15 protein-coding genes are annotated in these 17,452 nt (G+C 60.0%); 5 read left to right on the plus strand and 10 right to left on the minus strand.

Going from position 1 to position 17,452, the window contains the following annotated elements:
* Positions 1–9: 9 nt before the first annotated feature.
* Positions 10–534 carry a sigma-70 family RNA polymerase sigma factor gene (locus KGB18_RS06095; RefSeq protein WP_123720491.1) on the minus strand — a complete coding sequence of 175 codons (525 nt, stop codon included), beginning with the start codon at positions 532–534 and terminating at the stop codon, positions 10–12.
* A gap of 545 nt (positions 535–1,079) precedes the next feature.
* Between KGB18_RS06095 and KGB18_RS06100 the strand changes: the two genes are divergently transcribed.
* The 4 genes from KGB18_RS06100 to KGB18_RS06115 all read left to right on the plus strand — a co-directional run bounded on the left by KGB18_RS06100 (position 1,080) and on the right by KGB18_RS06115 (position 4,996).
* On the plus strand, positions 1,080–1,535 hold the full coding sequence (locus KGB18_RS06100) for a (2Fe-2S)-binding protein (protein WP_007906916.1): 456 nt from the start codon (positions 1,080–1,082) through the stop codon (positions 1,533–1,535).
* A gap of 24 nt (positions 1,536–1,559) precedes the next feature.
* A complete protein-coding gene (locus tag KGB18_RS06105; RefSeq protein ID WP_223569533.1) occupies positions 1,560–3,728 on the plus strand; it encodes a xanthine dehydrogenase family protein molybdopterin-binding subunit in 2,169 nt (722 codons plus the stop codon).
* A 1-nt stretch (position 3,729) separates the two neighbouring features.
* Positions 3,730–4,308, plus strand: coding sequence for a hypothetical protein (locus KGB18_RS06110; protein ID WP_223569534.1), 579 nt, complete (start codon positions 3,730–3,732; stop codon positions 4,306–4,308).
* A 73-nt stretch (positions 4,309–4,381) separates the two neighbouring features.
* The gene (locus KGB18_RS06115) at positions 4,382–4,996 is read left to right on the plus strand and encodes a GGDEF domain-containing protein (RefSeq protein WP_123720494.1); all 615 of its coding nucleotides are present in this window, start codon (positions 4,382–4,384) and stop codon (positions 4,994–4,996) included.
* 60 nt (positions 4,997–5,056) lie between these two features.
* Here KGB18_RS06115 and KGB18_RS06120 read toward each other — a convergent pair whose 3' ends face one another.
* Positions 5,057–5,482 (minus strand): VOC family protein, encoded by a 426-nt coding sequence (locus KGB18_RS06120; RefSeq protein WP_123720495.1) that lies wholly within the window; start codon positions 5,480–5,482, stop codon positions 5,057–5,059.
* A 114-nt stretch (positions 5,483–5,596) separates the two neighbouring features.
* Between KGB18_RS06120 and KGB18_RS06125 the strand changes: the two genes are divergently transcribed.
* The gene (locus tag KGB18_RS06125; protein ID WP_223569535.1) at positions 5,597–6,463 is read left to right on the plus strand and encodes a LysR family transcriptional regulator; all 867 of its coding nucleotides are present in this window, start codon (positions 5,597–5,599) and stop codon (positions 6,461–6,463) included.
* Between the two features lie 221 nt (positions 6,464–6,684).
* Here KGB18_RS06125 and fabI read toward each other — a convergent pair whose 3' ends face one another.
* The 8 genes from fabI to gloB all read right to left on the minus strand — a co-directional run bounded on the left by fabI (position 6,685) and on the right by gloB (position 17,435).
* The gene (gene fabI / locus KGB18_RS06130; protein ID WP_007906751.1) at positions 6,685–7,479 is read right to left on the minus strand and encodes an enoyl-ACP reductase FabI; all 795 of its coding nucleotides are present in this window, start codon (positions 7,477–7,479) and stop codon (positions 6,685–6,687) included.
* 21 nt (positions 7,480–7,500) lie between these two features.
* Entirely contained in the window at positions 7,501–9,111 is a 1,611-nt protein-coding gene (locus tag KGB18_RS06135) for an ABC transporter ATP-binding protein (protein ID WP_223569536.1), read from the minus strand.
* A 1-nt stretch (position 9,112) separates the two neighbouring features.
* Positions 9,113–10,132, minus strand: coding sequence for an ABC transporter permease (locus KGB18_RS06140; protein WP_008074378.1), 1,020 nt, complete (start codon positions 10,130–10,132; stop codon positions 9,113–9,115).
* A gap of 1 nt (position 10,133) precedes the next feature.
* Positions 10,134–11,207: a microcin C ABC transporter permease YejB gene (locus KGB18_RS06145; RefSeq protein WP_007906757.1), complete on the minus strand. Its 1,074-nt coding sequence runs from the start codon at positions 11,205–11,207 to the stop codon at positions 10,134–10,136.
* 4 nt (positions 11,208–11,211) lie between these two features.
* Positions 11,212–13,053, minus strand: a complete 1,842-nt coding sequence (locus tag KGB18_RS06150; protein ID WP_201060298.1) for an extracellular solute-binding protein — start codon at positions 13,051–13,053, stop codon at positions 11,212–11,214.
* Positions 13,050–14,882 carry an extracellular solute-binding protein gene (locus KGB18_RS06155; RefSeq protein ID WP_123723003.1) on the minus strand — a complete coding sequence of 611 codons (1,833 nt, stop codon included), beginning with the start codon at positions 14,880–14,882 and terminating at the stop codon, positions 13,050–13,052. Before KGB18_RS06155 ends, KGB18_RS06150 begins: the two co-directional genes overlap by 4 nt.
* A 231-nt stretch (positions 14,883–15,113) precedes the next feature.
* A complete protein-coding gene (locus KGB18_RS06160) occupies positions 15,114–16,568 on the minus strand; it encodes a transglycosylase SLT domain-containing protein (RefSeq protein ID WP_223569537.1) in 1,455 nt (484 codons plus the stop codon).
* Positions 16,569–16,667: 99 nt separating this feature from the next.
* A complete protein-coding gene (gloB, locus tag KGB18_RS06165) occupies positions 16,668–17,435 on the minus strand; it encodes a hydroxyacylglutathione hydrolase (protein ID WP_123723001.1) in 768 nt (255 codons plus the stop codon).
* Positions 17,436–17,452: the final 17 nt, after the last annotated feature.

The following is a 17,452-nucleotide window of genomic DNA, read 5'->3' on the forward strand; positions in this document are numbered from 1 at the left end:
GGCATGGGGTTATTCAATCAGCAACCCATCGAGCTCGGCCTCGAGGATCGCGCAATGCATCATGGCCTGGGCCAGGTACTTCTTGACCATGCGCTCGCTCACGCCGATCTCGCTGGCGATGAGTCTGTAGGGCATGCCGTGCAGTTGAGCCAGGATAAATGCATCGCTGACCCGCTTGGGCAAGCGCTGCAGCAGGGCGTCCACTTCGTGCAGGGTTTCGACGATGATCGCCCGCTGTTCCGGTGAAGGCTGCAAGGCGGGAGGTCGTGCGGCGAGGGTCTGCAGCCACGCTTGCTCCAACTGCCGACGACGCCAGTGATCGATGCACAAACCGCGAGCAATGGTCGCCAGATAGGAGCGCTCTCGAACGTCGCAGTCGAACGCCTGCGGCCGCTTGAGCACCCGCATGAAGGTGTCATGAGCCAAGTCAGCGGCATCCATCGCATTCCTGAGGCGTCGACGCAACAACTCGTACAGCCATTGGTGGTGGCAGGTATAGAGGTTTTGAACCGAAGAAAAGTCAGCGATTGTCATTGAGAGCACACGTCCATGGCGACCGGCGTCGCGGTGCAAATAAGAATTGGTCGCGATTAAAGCAAATGGCCGGAAGTCTCGCAAATGATATTGGTTTGCTTTTAGGTGGGCCGTAGCAGCTGCCGAGCCTGCGAGGCTGCGTTCGGCTGCGAAGCAGTCGTGAAATCAGATGTCGCGGTGCGCCAGGAATACCGTGCATGTAGGGTTTGCGACGGCTTTGCCGCCGAACGCAGCCTCGCAGGCTCGGCAGCTGCTACGAGCGCGGCGGCAGCGACCGGTGGTCGATGAACATGGCTAGTGGGTCAAATTGCGCTTAGCTGTAGGGATAACCCAAGGCGCGCGTAACCGCCGACCTTGTAGGAGCGAAGCTTGTGGCGAGGGGGCTTGCCCCCGTTGGACTGCGAAGCTGTCCTAAAACCTGCAATCTCGTACTGCCAAGCACACCGGTACGCACTGGATTTGCGACTGCTTCGCAGCCGAACGGGGGCAAGCCCCCTCGCCACGAGGCGCCCCTTCAGAACACCGTGAGTCTGAGGAAACCCGCAATGTTGACCCTTAACATCAATGGCAAGGACCAGGAACTGGATGTCCCCGCGGACATGCCGTTGCTCTGGGTGCTGCGCGATGTCGCGCACCTGACGGGCACCAAATTCGGTTGCGGCATGGCCCAGTGTGGCGCTTGCACCGTACACGTCGACGGCGCGCCGCTGCGCTCTTGCATCACGCCCGCCACGGCGGTGGCCCACGGGCAGAAAATTCTCACCATCGAAGGCTTGTCCGCCGATGGCTCGCACCCGGTCCAGCAAGCCTGGGCCGAGCTCGACGTAGTCCAGTGCGGTTATTGCCAGTCGGGGCAGATCATGTCGGCGGCAGCCTTGCTGGCGAAGATCCCCAAACCCACCGACAGCGACATCGACCAGGCGCTGTCCGGCAACATCTGCCGCTGCGGCACCTACCCAAGAATCCGCGCCGCGGTCAAACGCGCCGCCGAGATCGGTTGATACCACGTCGAAGGGAGCTGACCCATGAACAGAATCAACCCTGTCTCGCGTCGCGGTTTTCTCAAGGGCAGCGCAGTGTTGGGCGGTGGTCTGGTGGTGGCTTTTGTCATCCCGGGTGCCAATCGCTTTGCTCTGGGCGCCGAGAATCAAGGAAACGTCTTCGCACCCAATGCCTTTTTACGCATTGGCAACGACAACAGCATCACCGTGCTGCTCGGGCATTCGGAAATGGGCCAGGGCATCTGGACCGGCCTGACCATGTTGATCGCCGAAGAGCTGGACGCCGACTGGTCGAAAATCCGCGTCGAACATGCGCCGGCCTCGGCGGCCGATTATGGCCTGCCGGGGTTTGGCGGGATGCAGATCACCGGCGGTTCGACGTCGACCTGGATGGAGTTCGACCGCTATCGCCAGGCAGGAGCGGCGGCGCGCTTGATGCTGATCGAGGCGGCGGCCAAGCGATTCGACGTGGCGCCTTCGCAGATTCGCACCGAATCGGGCGTGGTCATTGCTGGCGACAAACGCGCCACTTACGGCGAACTGGCGGATGACGCCGCCAAGCTGCCGGTGCCGGATCCGGCGTCGATCAAGTTCAAGGAAGCCAAAGACTGGAAGGTCATCGGCAAACCTACCAAGCGCCTCGACACCCCGGAGAAAATCACCGGGCAGGCGAAGTTCGGCATGGACGTGCAATTCGATGGGTTGATGACGGCGATGGTCGCTCGCCCACCGGTGTTCGGCGGCAGCGTCAAATCCTTTGAAGGCGCCGAGGCACTGGCGGTGCCGGGCGTGCACAAAGTGGTGCAGGTGCCCACGGGTGTCGCGGTGATTGCCGATCATTATTGGGCGGCGAAGCTGGGGCGTGATGCGCTGAAGATCGAATGGGATCTGGGGCCGAACGCCGGACTGGACAGCCAACAGCTGCTGGAAAGCTTTCGTAAACTCGCCGCCACCCCCGGCACTTCCGCCAGTAAGGCCGGGGATGCGACGGCGACGCTGGGCAAAGCGGCGAAGACGATTGAGGCTGAATACAGCGTGCCGTACCTGGCTCACGCGCCGATGGAACCGCTCAATTGCACGGTGAAAATCTCCAAGGACAAATGCGAAATCTGGACCGGCACGCAGTTTCAGACGCTGGATCAGATGATCGCGGGGAAAATCACCGGGCTCAAACCCGAACAGGTCGAGATCCACACCCAATTCCTCGGTGGTGGTTTCGGGCGACGGGCCAATCCGACCTCGGATTTTGTCAGCGAAGCCGTGTACGTCGCCAAGGCGGCGGGCGGGCCGGTGAAAACCGTCTGGGCCCGAGAGGATGACATTCGCGGCGGCTACTACCGCTCGGCGTTCCTGCATCAGGCGCGCATCGGATTGGGTGCCGACGGCATGCCGATGGCCTGGAAGCATGTGCTGGTCGGGCAGTCGATTCTGACGGGCACGTCGTTCGCGGCGACCATGGTCAAGAACGGCGTCGACAAAACCTCCGTCGAAGGCGTGGCCGACAGTCCTTATCTTGTGGGGCTGGCCAATCATCAGGTCGAACTGCATTCACCGCAAACCGGCATCAGCGTGCTGTGGCTGAGGTCGGTGGGGCACACCCACACGGCATTTGTCATGGAGTCGTTGATCGATGAACTGGCAGACGCGGCCGGCAAGGATCCAGTGGAATACCGACGCGCCTTGCTCAAGGCGCATCCACGGCATTTGGGCGTGCTGAATCTGGCGGTGGAGAAAGCCAACTGGAAAGCACCCTTGCCAGACGGTCACGCATTGGGCGTGGCGGTGCATGAGTCCTTCGGCAGTTACGTCGCCCAGGTGGCCGAGGTGTCCCAGGACAATCTGGCGATTCGCGTGCACCGGGTGGTGTGTGCGGTGGATTGCGGCATTGCGGTCAACCCGCAGGGCATCGCCGCGCAGATGGAATCGGGTATCACCTTCGGTCTCGGATTTACCTTGCACAGCAAGCTGACGTTCAAGAACGGTCAGGTGGAACAGTCCAATTATCACGACTATCAGGTCCTGCGCCTGAACGAGATGCCGGTGGTCGAGGTGCATATTGTCCCCAGCAGCGACAAACCCGGCGGCATCGGCGAGGTCGGTGTACCGCCCGTGGCACCGGCCGTGGCGAACGCGGTGTTTGCGTTGACCGGACAGCGCCTGCGGGAACTGCCGTTGCAACTGTCGGGGGTGTGAGATGAGACGACATCTGATTCTGGGCGCGGTGGTGCTGATCGGTCTGAGTGGCTATGCCTCGGACCTGTTCGCTGATGATAAAGAGGCGGTGAAGGCGTTCGACACGGTGCAGAAAGTGTTCCAGAGCCCGCGTTGTCAGAACTGTCATATCCCCGGCGATTCGCCGCTGCAGTTCGATGCCGGTATTCCTCACGCAATGAATGTGGTTCGCGGAATGGACGGCAAGGGCGCGGCCGGTTTGCCGTGTGCTACATGTCACGCTGAAGGCAATCCTCCGGCCAGTTATGGCCTCAACGCGCCACCCGGAGCGCCGCATTGGAGCCTGCCGCCGGCTGCGCACAAAATGGCCTGGATCGGCCTGCCAGCCGACAAGTTGTGCGCGATGATCAAGGACCGATCCAGTAATGGCGATCGTGATTTTGCGGCGCTGATCAAACATGTCAGCGAGGACAAACTGGTGCTCTGGGGCTGGCGCCCGGGTGAGGGACGGGCGCCGGTGCCGGTGCCCCATGACATCTTCGTCACCCAGTTCAAACTCTGGGCCGATGCTGGAGGGCCGTGTCCGGTGGCAGGTAGCTGACCAGCGGCGCATTTATAGGGAGTCATACCGGGTATGAGCGACTCTAACGTTCATATCCATCAAGGAGTGAGTGATGCTAACCCCAGGAAAACCGCTCAAACCCGGCGCTGGCGCAGACATGCGTGCGCCGAATGCCCTCGACAGCGCAGATCGCGATGTACTGCGCGATCTGGCGCGAAAGGCCGAGCAAGCGCTGATGGGCGTGCAGATGGCGAGCATGGATGAATTGACGCTGCTCTCCAATCGTCATGGCTTCGAGGCTTTGGCTCAGTTAGGGCTGGAGGCCTGTCAGCAGTTGGGCAAACCCGCGACCCTGCTGTTCTTCGACCTTGATGACTTCAAACGCATCAATCAGCTGTACGGTCGCGCCGAGGGTGACGATGCCCTGAAAACCTTCGCCGATGTGCTACGCATCGCCTTTCGTGAAAGCGATGTGATCGGCCGGCTCGGCAGCGATGAGTTTGCTGCCTTGCTGACCGGCGCCGACGCCGTGGAAATCGCCGCGATCAGAGCGCGCCTCGAAGAAATACTCGATGAACGCAATGCCACAGCGCATCGTGGCTATGACATTCGCTTCAGTATCGGGCAGATCGAGTTTGATTCTCGGCTGCACCAGACGGCGGAAGACTTGCTGGCTTTGGCCGATAAGGCGCTGTGCGCCCGGCAGTTCGATGCTCGTCATTGTTGAATGGCATCTTGCAAGACCGCTGCAATGTGCTCGGCTGTTCGCAACAGCCGGTCGGGCAGATCATTTGGCGAACAACTGATCGATATTCTTGAACGCCTTGAACTCCAGAGCGTTGCCGCTGGGATCGAAGAGAAACATCGTCGCTTGTTCGCCCACCAATCCCTGAAAGCGGATACCCGGTTCGATGACGAAGCGCGTGCCAAGGGCTTTCAAGCGCTCGGCCAGCGTTTCCCATTCCTCCATCCCCAATACCACACCGAAATGCGGCACCGGTACGTCGTGGCCATCCACGGCGTTGGTATGGGCGGCTTCCTGAGAAGCGTTTTTCGGTGCCAGATGAATCACCAGTTGATGGCCGAAAAAGTTGAAATCGACCCAGTGGTCGCTGGAGCGACCTTCCTCCAGACCGAACACTTCACCATAGAAGCGCCGGGCAGCGGCCAAGTCGTAAACCGGGATAGCCAAGTGAAAAGGGGACAGTTGCATCGGACGTGCCTCGACGGGTTGAGCGTTAAGACCGAGTTTAGTCCTGTGCTTTTTGATTGAAAGACGATAGTTTTTGCGACGAGCTCAAATTATTTCGATCAATCGGAGAGCCGCATGCTGCGGGAACTGAAAACCTTCATTGCCGTGACGCGTCATGGCACGTTCGCAGCGGCAGGCATGCACATCGGCCTGACCCAGTCGGCGGTCAGCGCACAGATCCGTAACCTCGAACAGGCGTTGGGCATTCGCCTGTTCGATCGCACCGGCCGTCAGGCGATTCTCAACGCGGCGGGGCAGCGGGCGTTACCGATGGCTCGGGAAATCCTTGAGACCTTCAACCGCATGGCCGTCAGTGATAGCGTCGGCGAGTTTCGTGGCGAATTGAAGATCGGCGCGGTGGCCACCGTCCAGACCGGGTTGTTGCCGCGCGCGCTGTTACGCCTCAGGCAACAGGCGCCATTGCTGGAGGCGAAGCTGGTGCCGGGGGTATCCCTGAGTCTGTTGAGCCAGGTGGACACCGGCGAAGTGGACCTGGCGATTCTGATCAAGCCGCCGTTTGAATTACCCAAGGAATTGTCGGTGCAAGTCATTCGCCGGGAGCCGTTTGTGCTGATCGTGCCGGCAGACCTTGAGGGTGACGACCCGCTGCAGTTACTCGCCAACCATCCACACGTACGCTACGACCGCAATTCTTTCGGTGGGCGCCTGGTGACTCGCTTTTTACGCGAGCAGCAGATCGATGTGCGGGTGGCTCTGGAGCTGGATGAGCTGGAAGCTATCGTCAAAATGGTCGAATGCGGACTGGGTGTTTCGCTATTGCCCGAGGCAGGGCTTTGGCTTGAGCATGGGGCGAAGGTGCGGATCATCCCGCTGGGTGAGCTGACGTTCTACCGGGAGATCGTGCTGTTGCAGCGTTATAGCCAGCGCACACAACCGATCCAGCAGTTGTTTGCGCGGTGTTTGACACAGATCGACGACTAAACGCTACCCCCTGTGGGAGTAGAGAACACAAAATCTGTGTGCGGCGCGGACTATTGTGGGAGCGGGCTTGCCCGCGATGAGGTCATCACATCCAACATTGATGTTGCCTGATACTCCGCAATCGCGGGCAAGCCCGCTCCCACAGTTGATCGAGTGCGCTGCAAGATTGCAGGCATAAAAAAACCCGCCAATCGGCGGGTTTTTTCATGGCTAACCGAAGATCACTCTTCGATGTTGCCCATGGCGGTGGTGTTGAAGCCGCCGTCTACGTACATGATTTCGCCGCTGATGCCGGACGCCAGGTCCGAGCACAGGAAGGCGCCGGCGTTGCCGACTTCGTCGATGGTGACGTTACGACGCAGCGGGGTTTGCGCTTCGTTGGCGGCCAGCATTTTGCGGAAGTTCTTGATGCCGGAAGCGGCGAGGGTGCGGATCGGGCCAGCCGATACGCAGTTCACGCGGGTGCCGTCCGGGCCCAGGGAGCCAGCCAGGTAACGCACGCCAGCTTCCAAGGAAGCCTTGGCCATGCCCATTACGTTGTAGTTCGGCATGGTGCGCTCGGCGCCCAGGTACGACAGGGTCAGCAGGCTGCCATTGCGGCCTTTCATCATTTCGCGGCCAGCCTTGGCCAGGGCCACGAAGCTGTAGGCGCTGATGTCGTGAGCGATGCGGAAACCTTCACGGGTGGTGGCTTCGGTGAAGTCGCCGTCCAGTTGGTCGCCCGGGGCGAAGCCGACGGAGTGCACGATGCAATCCAGGCCGTCCCACTTCTTGCTCAGTGCTTCGAAGACCTTGGCGATTTCTTCATCGCTGGCCACGTCGCACGGGAAGCACAGCTCAGGGCTCGAACCCCAGCCTTGTGCGAATTCTTCGACACGACCCTTGAGTTTGTCGTTCTGATAAGTGAAGGCAAGCTCAGCGCCCTCGCGATGCATGGCGGCAGCGATGCCGGATGCGATGGACAGCTTGCTGGCGACACCGACGATCAGTACGCGCTTACCGGCGAGAAAACCCATGTGTTGCTCCTCTTTTCAGGTTTATTGCGCAGTGGCTGGTGCCAGAAAAGCGGCTTCCAGCAACTGCTGTGTATACGGATGTTTGGGGGCGGCAAAGATACTTTGCGCGTCTCCCTGTTCGACCACTTGGCCATGCTTGACCACCATCAGCTGGTGGCTCAGCGCTTTGACGACAGCCAGGTCATGGCTGATAAACAAATACGTCAGGTTGTACTTGGTTTGCAGTGAACGTAGCAGCTCCACCACTTGGCGTTGCACGGTGCGGTCGAGGGCCGAAGTCGGCTCGTCCAGCAGAATCAACGCCGGTTTTAGCACTAATGCCCGGGCAATGGCGATTCTTTGCCGTTGCCCACCGGAAAATTCGTGGGGGTAGCGGTGCCGGGTTTCCGGGTCCAGACCTACCTCCTTGAGTGCCGCAATAATCGCTTGTTCCTGTTCTGCCTCGGTGCCCATCTTGTGGATCCGCAGGCCTTCGCCGACGATCTGGCTCACGCACATCCGTGGGCTCAGGCTGCCGAACGGGTCCTGGAACACCACCTGCATCTCCCGCCGCAGCGGTCGAACTTCACTCTGCGTCAGGCAGTCTAGCTGCTTGCCTTCAAAACGGATGGTGCCTTTGCTACCGATCAGCCGCAATATTGCCAGGCCGAGCGTCGATTTGCCGGAACCGCTTTCTCCCACAATCCCCAGAGTCTGGCCTTGGGGCAGGCTGAAATTGATCCCGTCTACCGCTTTGATATGGTCCACGGTCTTTTTCAGAAAGCCTTTCTTGATCGGGAACCAGACTTTCAGGTCCTCGACCTGCAGCAACGGCGGGCCAATCACATTGGTCGCCGGCTTGCCGCTGGGCTCCGCTGCCAGCAGTTCCCGCGTGTACGGATGCTGCGGCGCGCGGAACAATTCTTCGCACGATGCCTGTTCGACGATGCAACCGCGCTGCATGACACATACGCGATGCGCAATTCTTCGTACAAGGTTCAAATCATGACTGATCAGTAACAACGCCATGCCCAGACGGGCCTGCAATTCCTTCAGCAGTTCGAGAATTTTCAGTTGAACGGTCACGTCCAGCGCTGTGGTCGGTTCGTCGGCGATCAGCAATTCCGGCTCATTGGCCAGGGCCATCGCGATCATTACCCGCTGGCGCTGGCCGCCGGACAATTCGTGGGGCAGGGCCTTGAGACGCTTCTCCGGTTCGGGGATGCCGACCATTTCCAGCAGTTCCAGCGTGCGCTTGGTCGCGACTTTGCCGGTCAGGCCTTTGTGGATGCCCAACACCTCGTTGATCTGCTTCTCGATCGAATGCAGCGGATTGAGCGAGGTCATCGGCTCTTGAAAGATCATCGCAATCCGGTTGCCGCGGATGTGGCGGATGGTTTTCTCTTTCAGATCCAGCAGATTCCGGTCGGAATAAGTGATGGTGCCGGATGGGTGCCGGGCCAGCGGGTAGGGCAGCAGTCGCAGGATCGAGTGGGCGGTCACCGATTTGCCGGAGCCGCTTTCACCCACCAGCGCCAGGGTTTCGCCGCGCTTGATATCGAAGCTGACGCCCTCGACCACCCGCTGAACGCGTTCGCCGACGATAAATTCGACGGCCAGGTCGCGCACTTCGATCAGATTGTCCTGATTCATTTCACTTCCTCGGGTCGAAGGCATCGCGAGCGGACTCGCCGATGAACACCAGCAAACTCAACATCAGCGCCAGCACCGCAAACGCACTCATACCGAGCCACGGCGCTTGCAGATTGGATTTGCCCTGGGCCACCAGTTCACCCAGGGACGGCGCGCCCGGCGGCAAGCCGAAGCCAAGGAAGTCCAGGGCGGTCAGGGTGCCGATGGCTCCGGTCAGGATGAACGGCATGAAGGTCATGGTCGAGACCATGGCGTTGGGCAGGATGTGGCGGAACATGATCGCACCATTTTGCATGCCCAGCGCACGGGCCGCGCGCACGTATTCCAGGTTACGACCGCGCAGGAACTCGGCGCGCACCACATCCACCAGGCTCATCCACGAGAACAGCAGCATGATCCCCAGCAGCCACCAGAAATTCGGCTGCACGAAACTGGCCAGAATGATCAGCAGGTACAGCACCGGCAACCCGGACCAGATCTCCAGAAAACGCTGCCCGGCCAGATCGACCCAGCCACCATAAAAACCCTGCAAGGCCCCGGCGATCACGCCGATGATCGAACTGAGAATGGTCAGCGTCAAAGCAAACAGCACCGAAATCCGGAAGCCATAAATCACCCGGGCCAGCACATCGCGGCCCTGATCGTCGGTGCCCAGCAGATTGTCGGCCGAGGGCGGCGCGGGGGCCGGGACTTTCAGGTCGTAGTTGATGCTCTGGTAGCTGTAGGGGATCGGTGCCCACAAGACCCAGGCGTCCTTGGCCTTGAGCAGTTCGCGGATGTACGGGCTCTTGTAGTTGGCTTCCAGCGGGAATTCGCCGCCGAACGCGGTTTCCGGGTAGCGCTTGAGTGCCGGGAAATACCAGGCGTTGTCGTAGTGCACCACCAGCGGTTTGTCGTTGGCGATCAGCTCGGCACCGAGGCTTGCGCCGAACAGAATCAGAAACAGCCACAGCGACCACCAGCCACGCTTGTTGGCCTTGAACAGTTCGAAGCGTCGGCGATTGAGAGGGGACAGGTTCATCTCAATGCTCCCGGCTTTCGAAGTCGATGCGCGGATCGACAAAGGTGTAAGTGAGGTCGCCGATCAGTTTCACCACCAGCCCCAGCAGGGTGAAGATGAACAGCGTGCCGAAAACCACCGGGTAGTCGCGGTTGATCGCTGCTTCAAAACTCATCAGGCCGAGGCCGTCGAGGGAGAAAATCACTTCCACCAGCAAGGAACCGGTGAAGAAGATCCCGATGAATGCCGAAGGGAAACCGGCGATCACCAGCAACATGGCGTTGCGAAACACATGGCCGTACAGCACGCGATGGCGGGTCAGGCCCTTGGCCTTGGCGGTGACCACGTATTGCTTGTTGATTTCATCGAGGAAGCTGTTCTTGGTCAGCAGCGTCATGGTTGCGAAGTTGCCGATTACCAGTGCGGTCACCGGCAGTGCCAGGTGCCAGAAGTAATCGAGGATCTTGCCGCCGGTGCTGAGCTCATCGAAGTTGTTCGAGGTCAGGCCTCGCAACGGAAACCAGTCGAAATAGCTGCCGCCGGCGAACACCACAATCAGCAGGATGGCGAACAGGAACGCCGGGATCGCGTAACCGACGATGATCGCCGAACTGGTCCAGACGTCGAAGTGGCTGCCGTGTCGCGTCGCCTTGGCGATCCCCAGCGGGATCGACACCAGGTACATGATCAGCGTGCTCCACAGCCCCAGGGAGATCGACACCGGCATCTTTTCCTTGATCAGGTCGATGACCTTGGCGTCACGAAAGAAGCTGTCGCCGAAATCCAGGGTGGCGTAGTTCTTGATCATGATCCACAAACGTTCCGGCGCCGATTTGTCGAAGCCGTACATGTGCTCGATTTCCTTGACCAGCGCCGGGTCCAGGCCTTGCGCCCCACGATAGGCAGAACCAGCCACCGACACTTCGGCACCGCCGCCGGCAATGCGGCTGGTGGCGCCTTCGAAGCCTTCGAGCTTGGCGATCATCTGTTCCACCGGCCCACCGGGGGCCGCCTGGATGATCACGAAGTTGATCAGCAGAATGCCGAGCAGGGTCGGGATGATCAGCAGCAGTCGCCGAAAAATATACGCCAGCATCTGATTACTCCGTGCCCGCAGGGTCGGCTTGCAGTTTGGTTTCGACTTCTATCGGCAATGTCGCGTTGGGCTTGACCCACCAGGTATTGATGCCGATGTCATATTTGGGCGAAACCTGCGGGTGGCCGATGTGGCTCCAGTACGCCACGCGCCAGGTCTTGATGTGCCAGTTGGGGATCACGTAATAGCCCCATTGCAGCACCCGGTCCAGCGCCCGGGCATGGGCCACCAGGCTTTGCCGCGAATCGGCGTTGATCAGCTGCTCGACCAGTTGGTCCACCACCGGGTCTTTCAAGCCCATGGAGTTGCGACTGCCGGGTTTGTCGGCTGCGTCGGTCATCCAGAACTCACGCTGTTCATTACCCGGCGAGTTGGACTGCGGGAAGCTGCCGACGATCATGTCGAAGTCCCGGGAGCGCACGCGGTTGATGTATTGCGAGACATCGACGCGACGGATTACCAGGTCGATACCCAGGTCGCTGAGGTTGCGCTTGAACGGCAACAGTACCCGCTCGAACTCGGTCTGGGCCAGCAGGAACTCGATGGTCACCGGTTTGCCGGTGGCGTCGACCATCTTGTCGTCGACGATCCGCCAGCCGGCCTCTTGCAGCAGTTGATAGGCCTTGCGCTGTTGGGTGCGGATCATGCCGCTGGCGTCGGTCACTGGGTTCTGGAACGCTTCGCTGAACACTTGCTCGGGAATCTTGCCGCGGAATGGGTCGAGGATCGCCAGTTGATCGGCGTCCGGTAGGCCAGTGGCAGCCATTTCCGAGTTTTCAAAGTAACTTCGGGTGCGCGCGTAGGCACCGTTGAACAATTGCTTGTTGGTCCATTCGAAGTCCAGCAACAGGGTCAGTGCCTGGCGCACGCGCACATCCTGAAACACCGGACGGCGCAGGTTGAACACGAAGCCTTGCATGCCAGTGGGGTTGCCGTTCGGGATTTCTTCCTTGATCAGCCGACCTTCGGTCACCGCCGGAATGTTGTAGGCCTTGGCCCAGTTTTTCGCGGCCGATTCCAGCCAGTAGTCGAACTGACCGGCCTTGAGCGCTTCCAGCGCGACGGTGTTGTCGCGGTAGTAGTCGGTGGTCAGCACGTCGAAGTTGTAGAAGCCGCGATTGACCGGCAGGTCCTTGCCCCAGTAATCCTTAACCCGCTCATAGCGCACCGAGCGTCCGGCCTTCACTTCACTGACTTTGTACGGGCCGCTGCCCAGCGGCAATTCCAGGTTGCCCTTGTTGAAGTCGCGGGTGGCCCACCAATGCTTGGGCAGTACTGGCAACTGACCGAGGATCAGCGGCAACTCACGGTTGTTTTTATGCTTGAACTTGAACAGCACTTTGAGCGGGTCTTCGGCGACCACTTCTTCAACGTCGCTGTAATAGCCGCGGAAGAGCGGGGCGCCGTCCTTGATCAGGGTCTGGAAGCTGAACACCACGTCTTCGGCACGTATCGGGTGACCATCGTGGAAGCGTGCTTCGGGACGCAGGTAGAAACGCACCCAGCTGTTGTCCGGGGCTTTTTCGATTTTGCCGGCGATCAGGCCGTATTCGGTAAACGGTTCATCCAGACCCTGTTTGGCCAGGGTGTCGTAGATCATGCTGATGTCGTCGGCCGGCACGCCTTTGTTGATGAACGGGTTGAGGCTGTCGAAGCCGCCGAACCCGGCCTGGCGGAAGATCCCGCCCTTGGGTGCGTCGGGGTTTACGTAATCGAAATGTTTGAAATCGGCCGGGTATTTCGGCGGCTCGTTGTACAGGGTCAGGGCATGTTGCGGGGCGGCACAGGCCAGCCCGGCGAACAACAGACCGCTGGCCTGCAAGAGCAGGGCGCGTACGGGTTTCATCGATCTTTCTCCGAAGATTTCAACCACCACGCGCTCAGGCCCAGGGTGTAGGGCGGCGTGGTGACGAAGGCGAACCGGTTGCGGTAGGCCAGGCGGTGATAATTGAGGTACCAGTTGGGAATGATGTAGTGCTGCCACAGCAGCACCCGGTCGAGCGCCTTGCCGGCGGCGACTTGTGCATCGCGGGTCTGGGCGGCGAGCAGTTGTTCGAGCAAATGGTCGACTATCGGGTTGGCGATACCGGCGTAGTTCTTGCTGCCCTTGACCCCGACCTGGCTGGAGTGGAAGTACTGCCATTGTTCCAGACCCGGGCTCAGGGTCTGGTTGAGGGTCATCAGGATCATGTCGAAATCGAACTGATCGAGGCGCTGTTTGTACTGGGCACGATCGACCGTGCGCAGCCGTGCGTCGATGCCGATGCTGGCGAGGTTCTCGACGTAAGGCTGAAGGATGCGCTCCAGGTTCGGGTTGACCAACAGAATCTCGAAACGCAACGGTTGGCCGATGGTGTTCTGTAGCCGCTGACCGTTGAGCTTCCAGCCGGCCTCGGCGAGCAGTTCCAGGGCCTTGCGCATGGTTTCCCGCGGAATGCCGCGGCCTTCGGTCTGCGGCAGGCTGAACGGCTCGGTGAGCAGCTTGGCGGGCAACTGATCGCGATAGGGCTTGAGCAATAGCCACTCATGACCGACCGGTAGCCCGGTGGCGGAGAACTCGCTGTTGGGGTAATAGCTCATGGCGCGCTTGTAGGCGCCGCTGAACAGCGTGCGGTTGGTCCACTCGAAGTCGAACATCAGCCCCAGCGCTTCGCGGACCTTGGCCTCGGCGAAAGCTGGTCGCCGGGTATTCATGAACAGGCCCTGGCTCTGGGTCGGGATCTGATGCGCGATTTGCGCCTTGATCACCTCGCCACGGCGCACGGCGGGGAAGTTGTATCCGTTGGCCCAGTTCTTTGCCTGGTGCTCGATGTAGATGTCGAACTCACCGGCCTTGAACGCTTCGAAAGCCACGTCGCTGTCACGGTAGAACTCGACTTCCATGCGATCGACGTTGTACTTGCCGCGATTGACCGGCAGGTCTTTGCCCCAATAATCCTTGACCCGTTCGAAGACGATCTGCCGCCCGGGCGTTACCGAGGTGATGCGATACGGCCCACTGCCCAATGGCGGTTCGAAGGTGGTGGCCTTGAAATCGCGACCTTCCCAGTAATGCTGAGGCAACACCGGCAACTCGCCCAGGCGCAGGATCAGCAGCGGATTACCGGCGCGCTTGAAGACGAAGCGGATGCGCCGTGGGTTGAGGATATCCACCCGCGACACTTCCTGAAGGTTGGTGCGGTATTGCGGATGACCTTCCTTGAGCAGCAGACGGTAAGAGAACGCCACGTCGTAAGCGGTAATCGGCGTGCCATCGTGGAAACGCGCTTCGGGGCGCAGGTTGAACACCACCCAGCTGCGGTCTTCGCTGTATTCCACCGATTGGGCGATCAGGCCGTAACTGGAGGTCGGCTCATCGCCGGACGGCGCGTATTGGCCGGTGCCGACCATCAACGGTTCATTGAGTTCGTTGATGCCGTATTGCAGGAAGTTGCCGGTGGAAACCGGGCTCGAGCCTTTGAATGTGTAAGGGTTGAGCGTATCGAAGGTGCCAAACGCCATCACCCGCAACGTACCGCCCTTGGGCGCTTGCGGGTTGACCCAGTCGAAGTGGGTAAATCTGGCCGGGTACTTGAGCGTGCCGAACTGCGCATAACCATGGCTTTCGCTGATCGTCGCGCTTGCGGGGGAGCTCAAGGCCAGGCTGATCAGGAGCAGAAGGAGGGGACGCTTCAAGTCAGAGATCCGATCCAGGCGGCTTGGGCTTTGTGGGCCGTACAGTAACAGCTTGTATCGACAGGAAAAAGACGGGGGGTTAATGCGGGCGTAATGCTGAAGCGGGTCGAAAAAAAAGATCGCAGCCTGCGGCAGCTCCTACACCGATCATGTACACCCAAGATTGATCGGATGTACGCATTATCTGTAGGAGCTGCCGAAGGCTGCGATCTTTTCGGCATCACATCAATTCTAATTCGGCGAAGCAACCGTCAGCATCTGCCCCGGCTTCAGCGCCTGGCCAACCCGAGGGTTCCAGCGCTTGAGGTGCTGCATTTCAACGTTGAAGCGTTTGGCGACCATGTACAGCGAGTCGCCTTGCTTGACCTTGTACTGGGTCTGTTGCGTCTTGTTGGTTACCTTGCCGTTGGTCTTGCTGTTCGCCGCGACCACGGTGTTGACGCGCCCGGATTTTCGTTTGGTGGTGTCCTGCATCACCAAAGTCTGGCCGACCTTGAGGTTCTTGCCGTTCAGCTTGTTCCAGCGTTGCAGGTCTTTGACGTCGACCTTGTTGGCCTTGGCAATGGTGCCCAGGTTGTCGCCGCGCTTGACCCGATAGGCGCGCTTGAGGCTGGCGATTTCGCTGTCGTCTGCCCCTTCGAACACCGGCTTGAACGATCGCTGACTGATCAGCTCGTCAGGACGCATGGTCGACAGGCTGGCGGTCAGCAGTTGCGCCTTGGACGTTGGCACCAGCAGATGCTGGGGGCCGTCGATGGTGGTGCGCTGCTTGAAGGCCGGGTTGAGCTGGAACAGTTCGTCTTCGTCGATGTTGGCCACCGCGGCAACCTTGGACAGGTCCATGCGCTGGTTGATTTCGACGACCTGGAAGTACGGTTCGTTGGCGATCGGGTTGAGGTTCACGCCATAGGCTTCGGGCGCCAGGACCACTTGCGACAACGCCAGCAGTTTAGGCACATAGGCCTGGGTTTCCGCTGGCAGCGGCAGGTTCCAGTAGTCGGTCGGCAGGCCGAGTCGTTCGTTGCGCTCGATGGCCCGGCTGACCGTACCTTCGCCGGCGTTGTAGGCCGCCAGCGCCAGCAGCCAGTCACCGTTGAACATGTCGTGCAGGCGGGTCAAGTAATCCATGGCCGCGGTGGTCGAGGCGGTGATATCGCGCCGGCCATCATAAAAGCGGGTCTGACGCAGGTTGAAGTAACGCCCGGTGGAAGGAATGAATTGCCAAAGACCCACCGCGTTGGCCCGGGAATAGGCCATCGGGTTGTAGGCGCTTTCAATCACCGGCAACAGCGCCAGTTCCAGCGGCATGTTGCGTTCTTCAAGGCGTTCGACGATGTAGTGAATGTAGAGGCTGCCGCGTTCGCCGGCATTTTCGAGGAAGGACGGGTTACTGGCGAACCACAGGCGCTGTTGCTCGATGCGCGGGTTGACGCCCAGGTTGTCCTGCAACTGGAAGCCCTGGCGCATGCGCTCCCAGACGTCCTGTGGAATTTGTGGTGTTGGTTTTTCGCTGAGCCAGATGGGTTTTTGCTTGGCTCGAGCGGCAATATTCGGAGTGTGTGTCGCTTCGGTCTGCGGCACATGGCTGGAACAGCCCGCCAAAGTGGCGGACACAGCCACCGCAATGGCTTGAGCCAAGCGGGTCAATGCGTCTGAATTGATGGCTTTACGAATAGGTGACGACATTGGCTGGAAGTAAGTTCCGGGCAAAAATGTCGGGCGATTCTAGAAAGCGCACCCCCTGCGGTCAACCATTCAGAATTTTTGTATTATCAAGCAGCCTCCCTAGAACGTATCTTTCCAAGCTCGAAGAGCAGCAAAAACCGCACTCGGAGCCCGGTTATCGGGTCCGTTCCGTTCGTCCACTTTTTCTTTAACGGATGTTTCTCCGGTACGCAAAAACGGATTGGTGCGCTTTTCCAGTGCCAGCGTCGAAGGCAACGTCATGATTCCGGCGTCGCGTTGCCGGGTGACTTTGGCCAGTCGTTCGAGGGTATCGGGGTTGTTCGGTTCGACCGCTGCGGCGAACTTCAGATTGCTCAGGGTGTACTCGTGAGTGCAGTAGACCAGCGTGTCTTCGGGGAGCGCTGCGAGGCGGCTCAGCGAGTGATGCATTTGCTCGGGCGTGCCTTCGAATAACCGTCCGCAACCGGCAGCGAACAGGGTGTCGCCGCAAAACAAATGACCCTGGTGATAAAAGGCGATGTGCCCCAGGGTATGGCCCGGCACCTGGATGACGTCGAAGTCCCAGTCCAGCACGTTGATGCGGTCATTGTCCTTGAGCGCCACGTCCCGCGCCGGGATGCTTTCGCTGGCCGGGCCGTAGACTGTCGCGTCTGTCGCTTTTTTCAGCCGCTCGACGCCGCCGACATGGTCATGATGGTGATGAGTGATCAAAATATCGCTTAACACCCAACCCGGGTGTGCCGCGAGCCAGGCTTGTACTGGCGCGGCATCGCCCGGATCGACCACGGCGCAGCGCTGGGTGCTGTGGTCTTGTAACAACCAGATGTAGTTGTCGGTGAAGGCGGGCAGGGCACTGATCTGTATCATCGTCGGATTCGCCAAGC

Origin of the sequence: Pseudomonas sp. BF-R-26 (assembly GCF_019947395.1) — a bacterium.
In the GTDB taxonomy this organism is placed as follows: Bacteria; Pseudomonadota; Gammaproteobacteria; order Pseudomonadales; family Pseudomonadaceae; genus Aquipseudomonas; species Aquipseudomonas farris.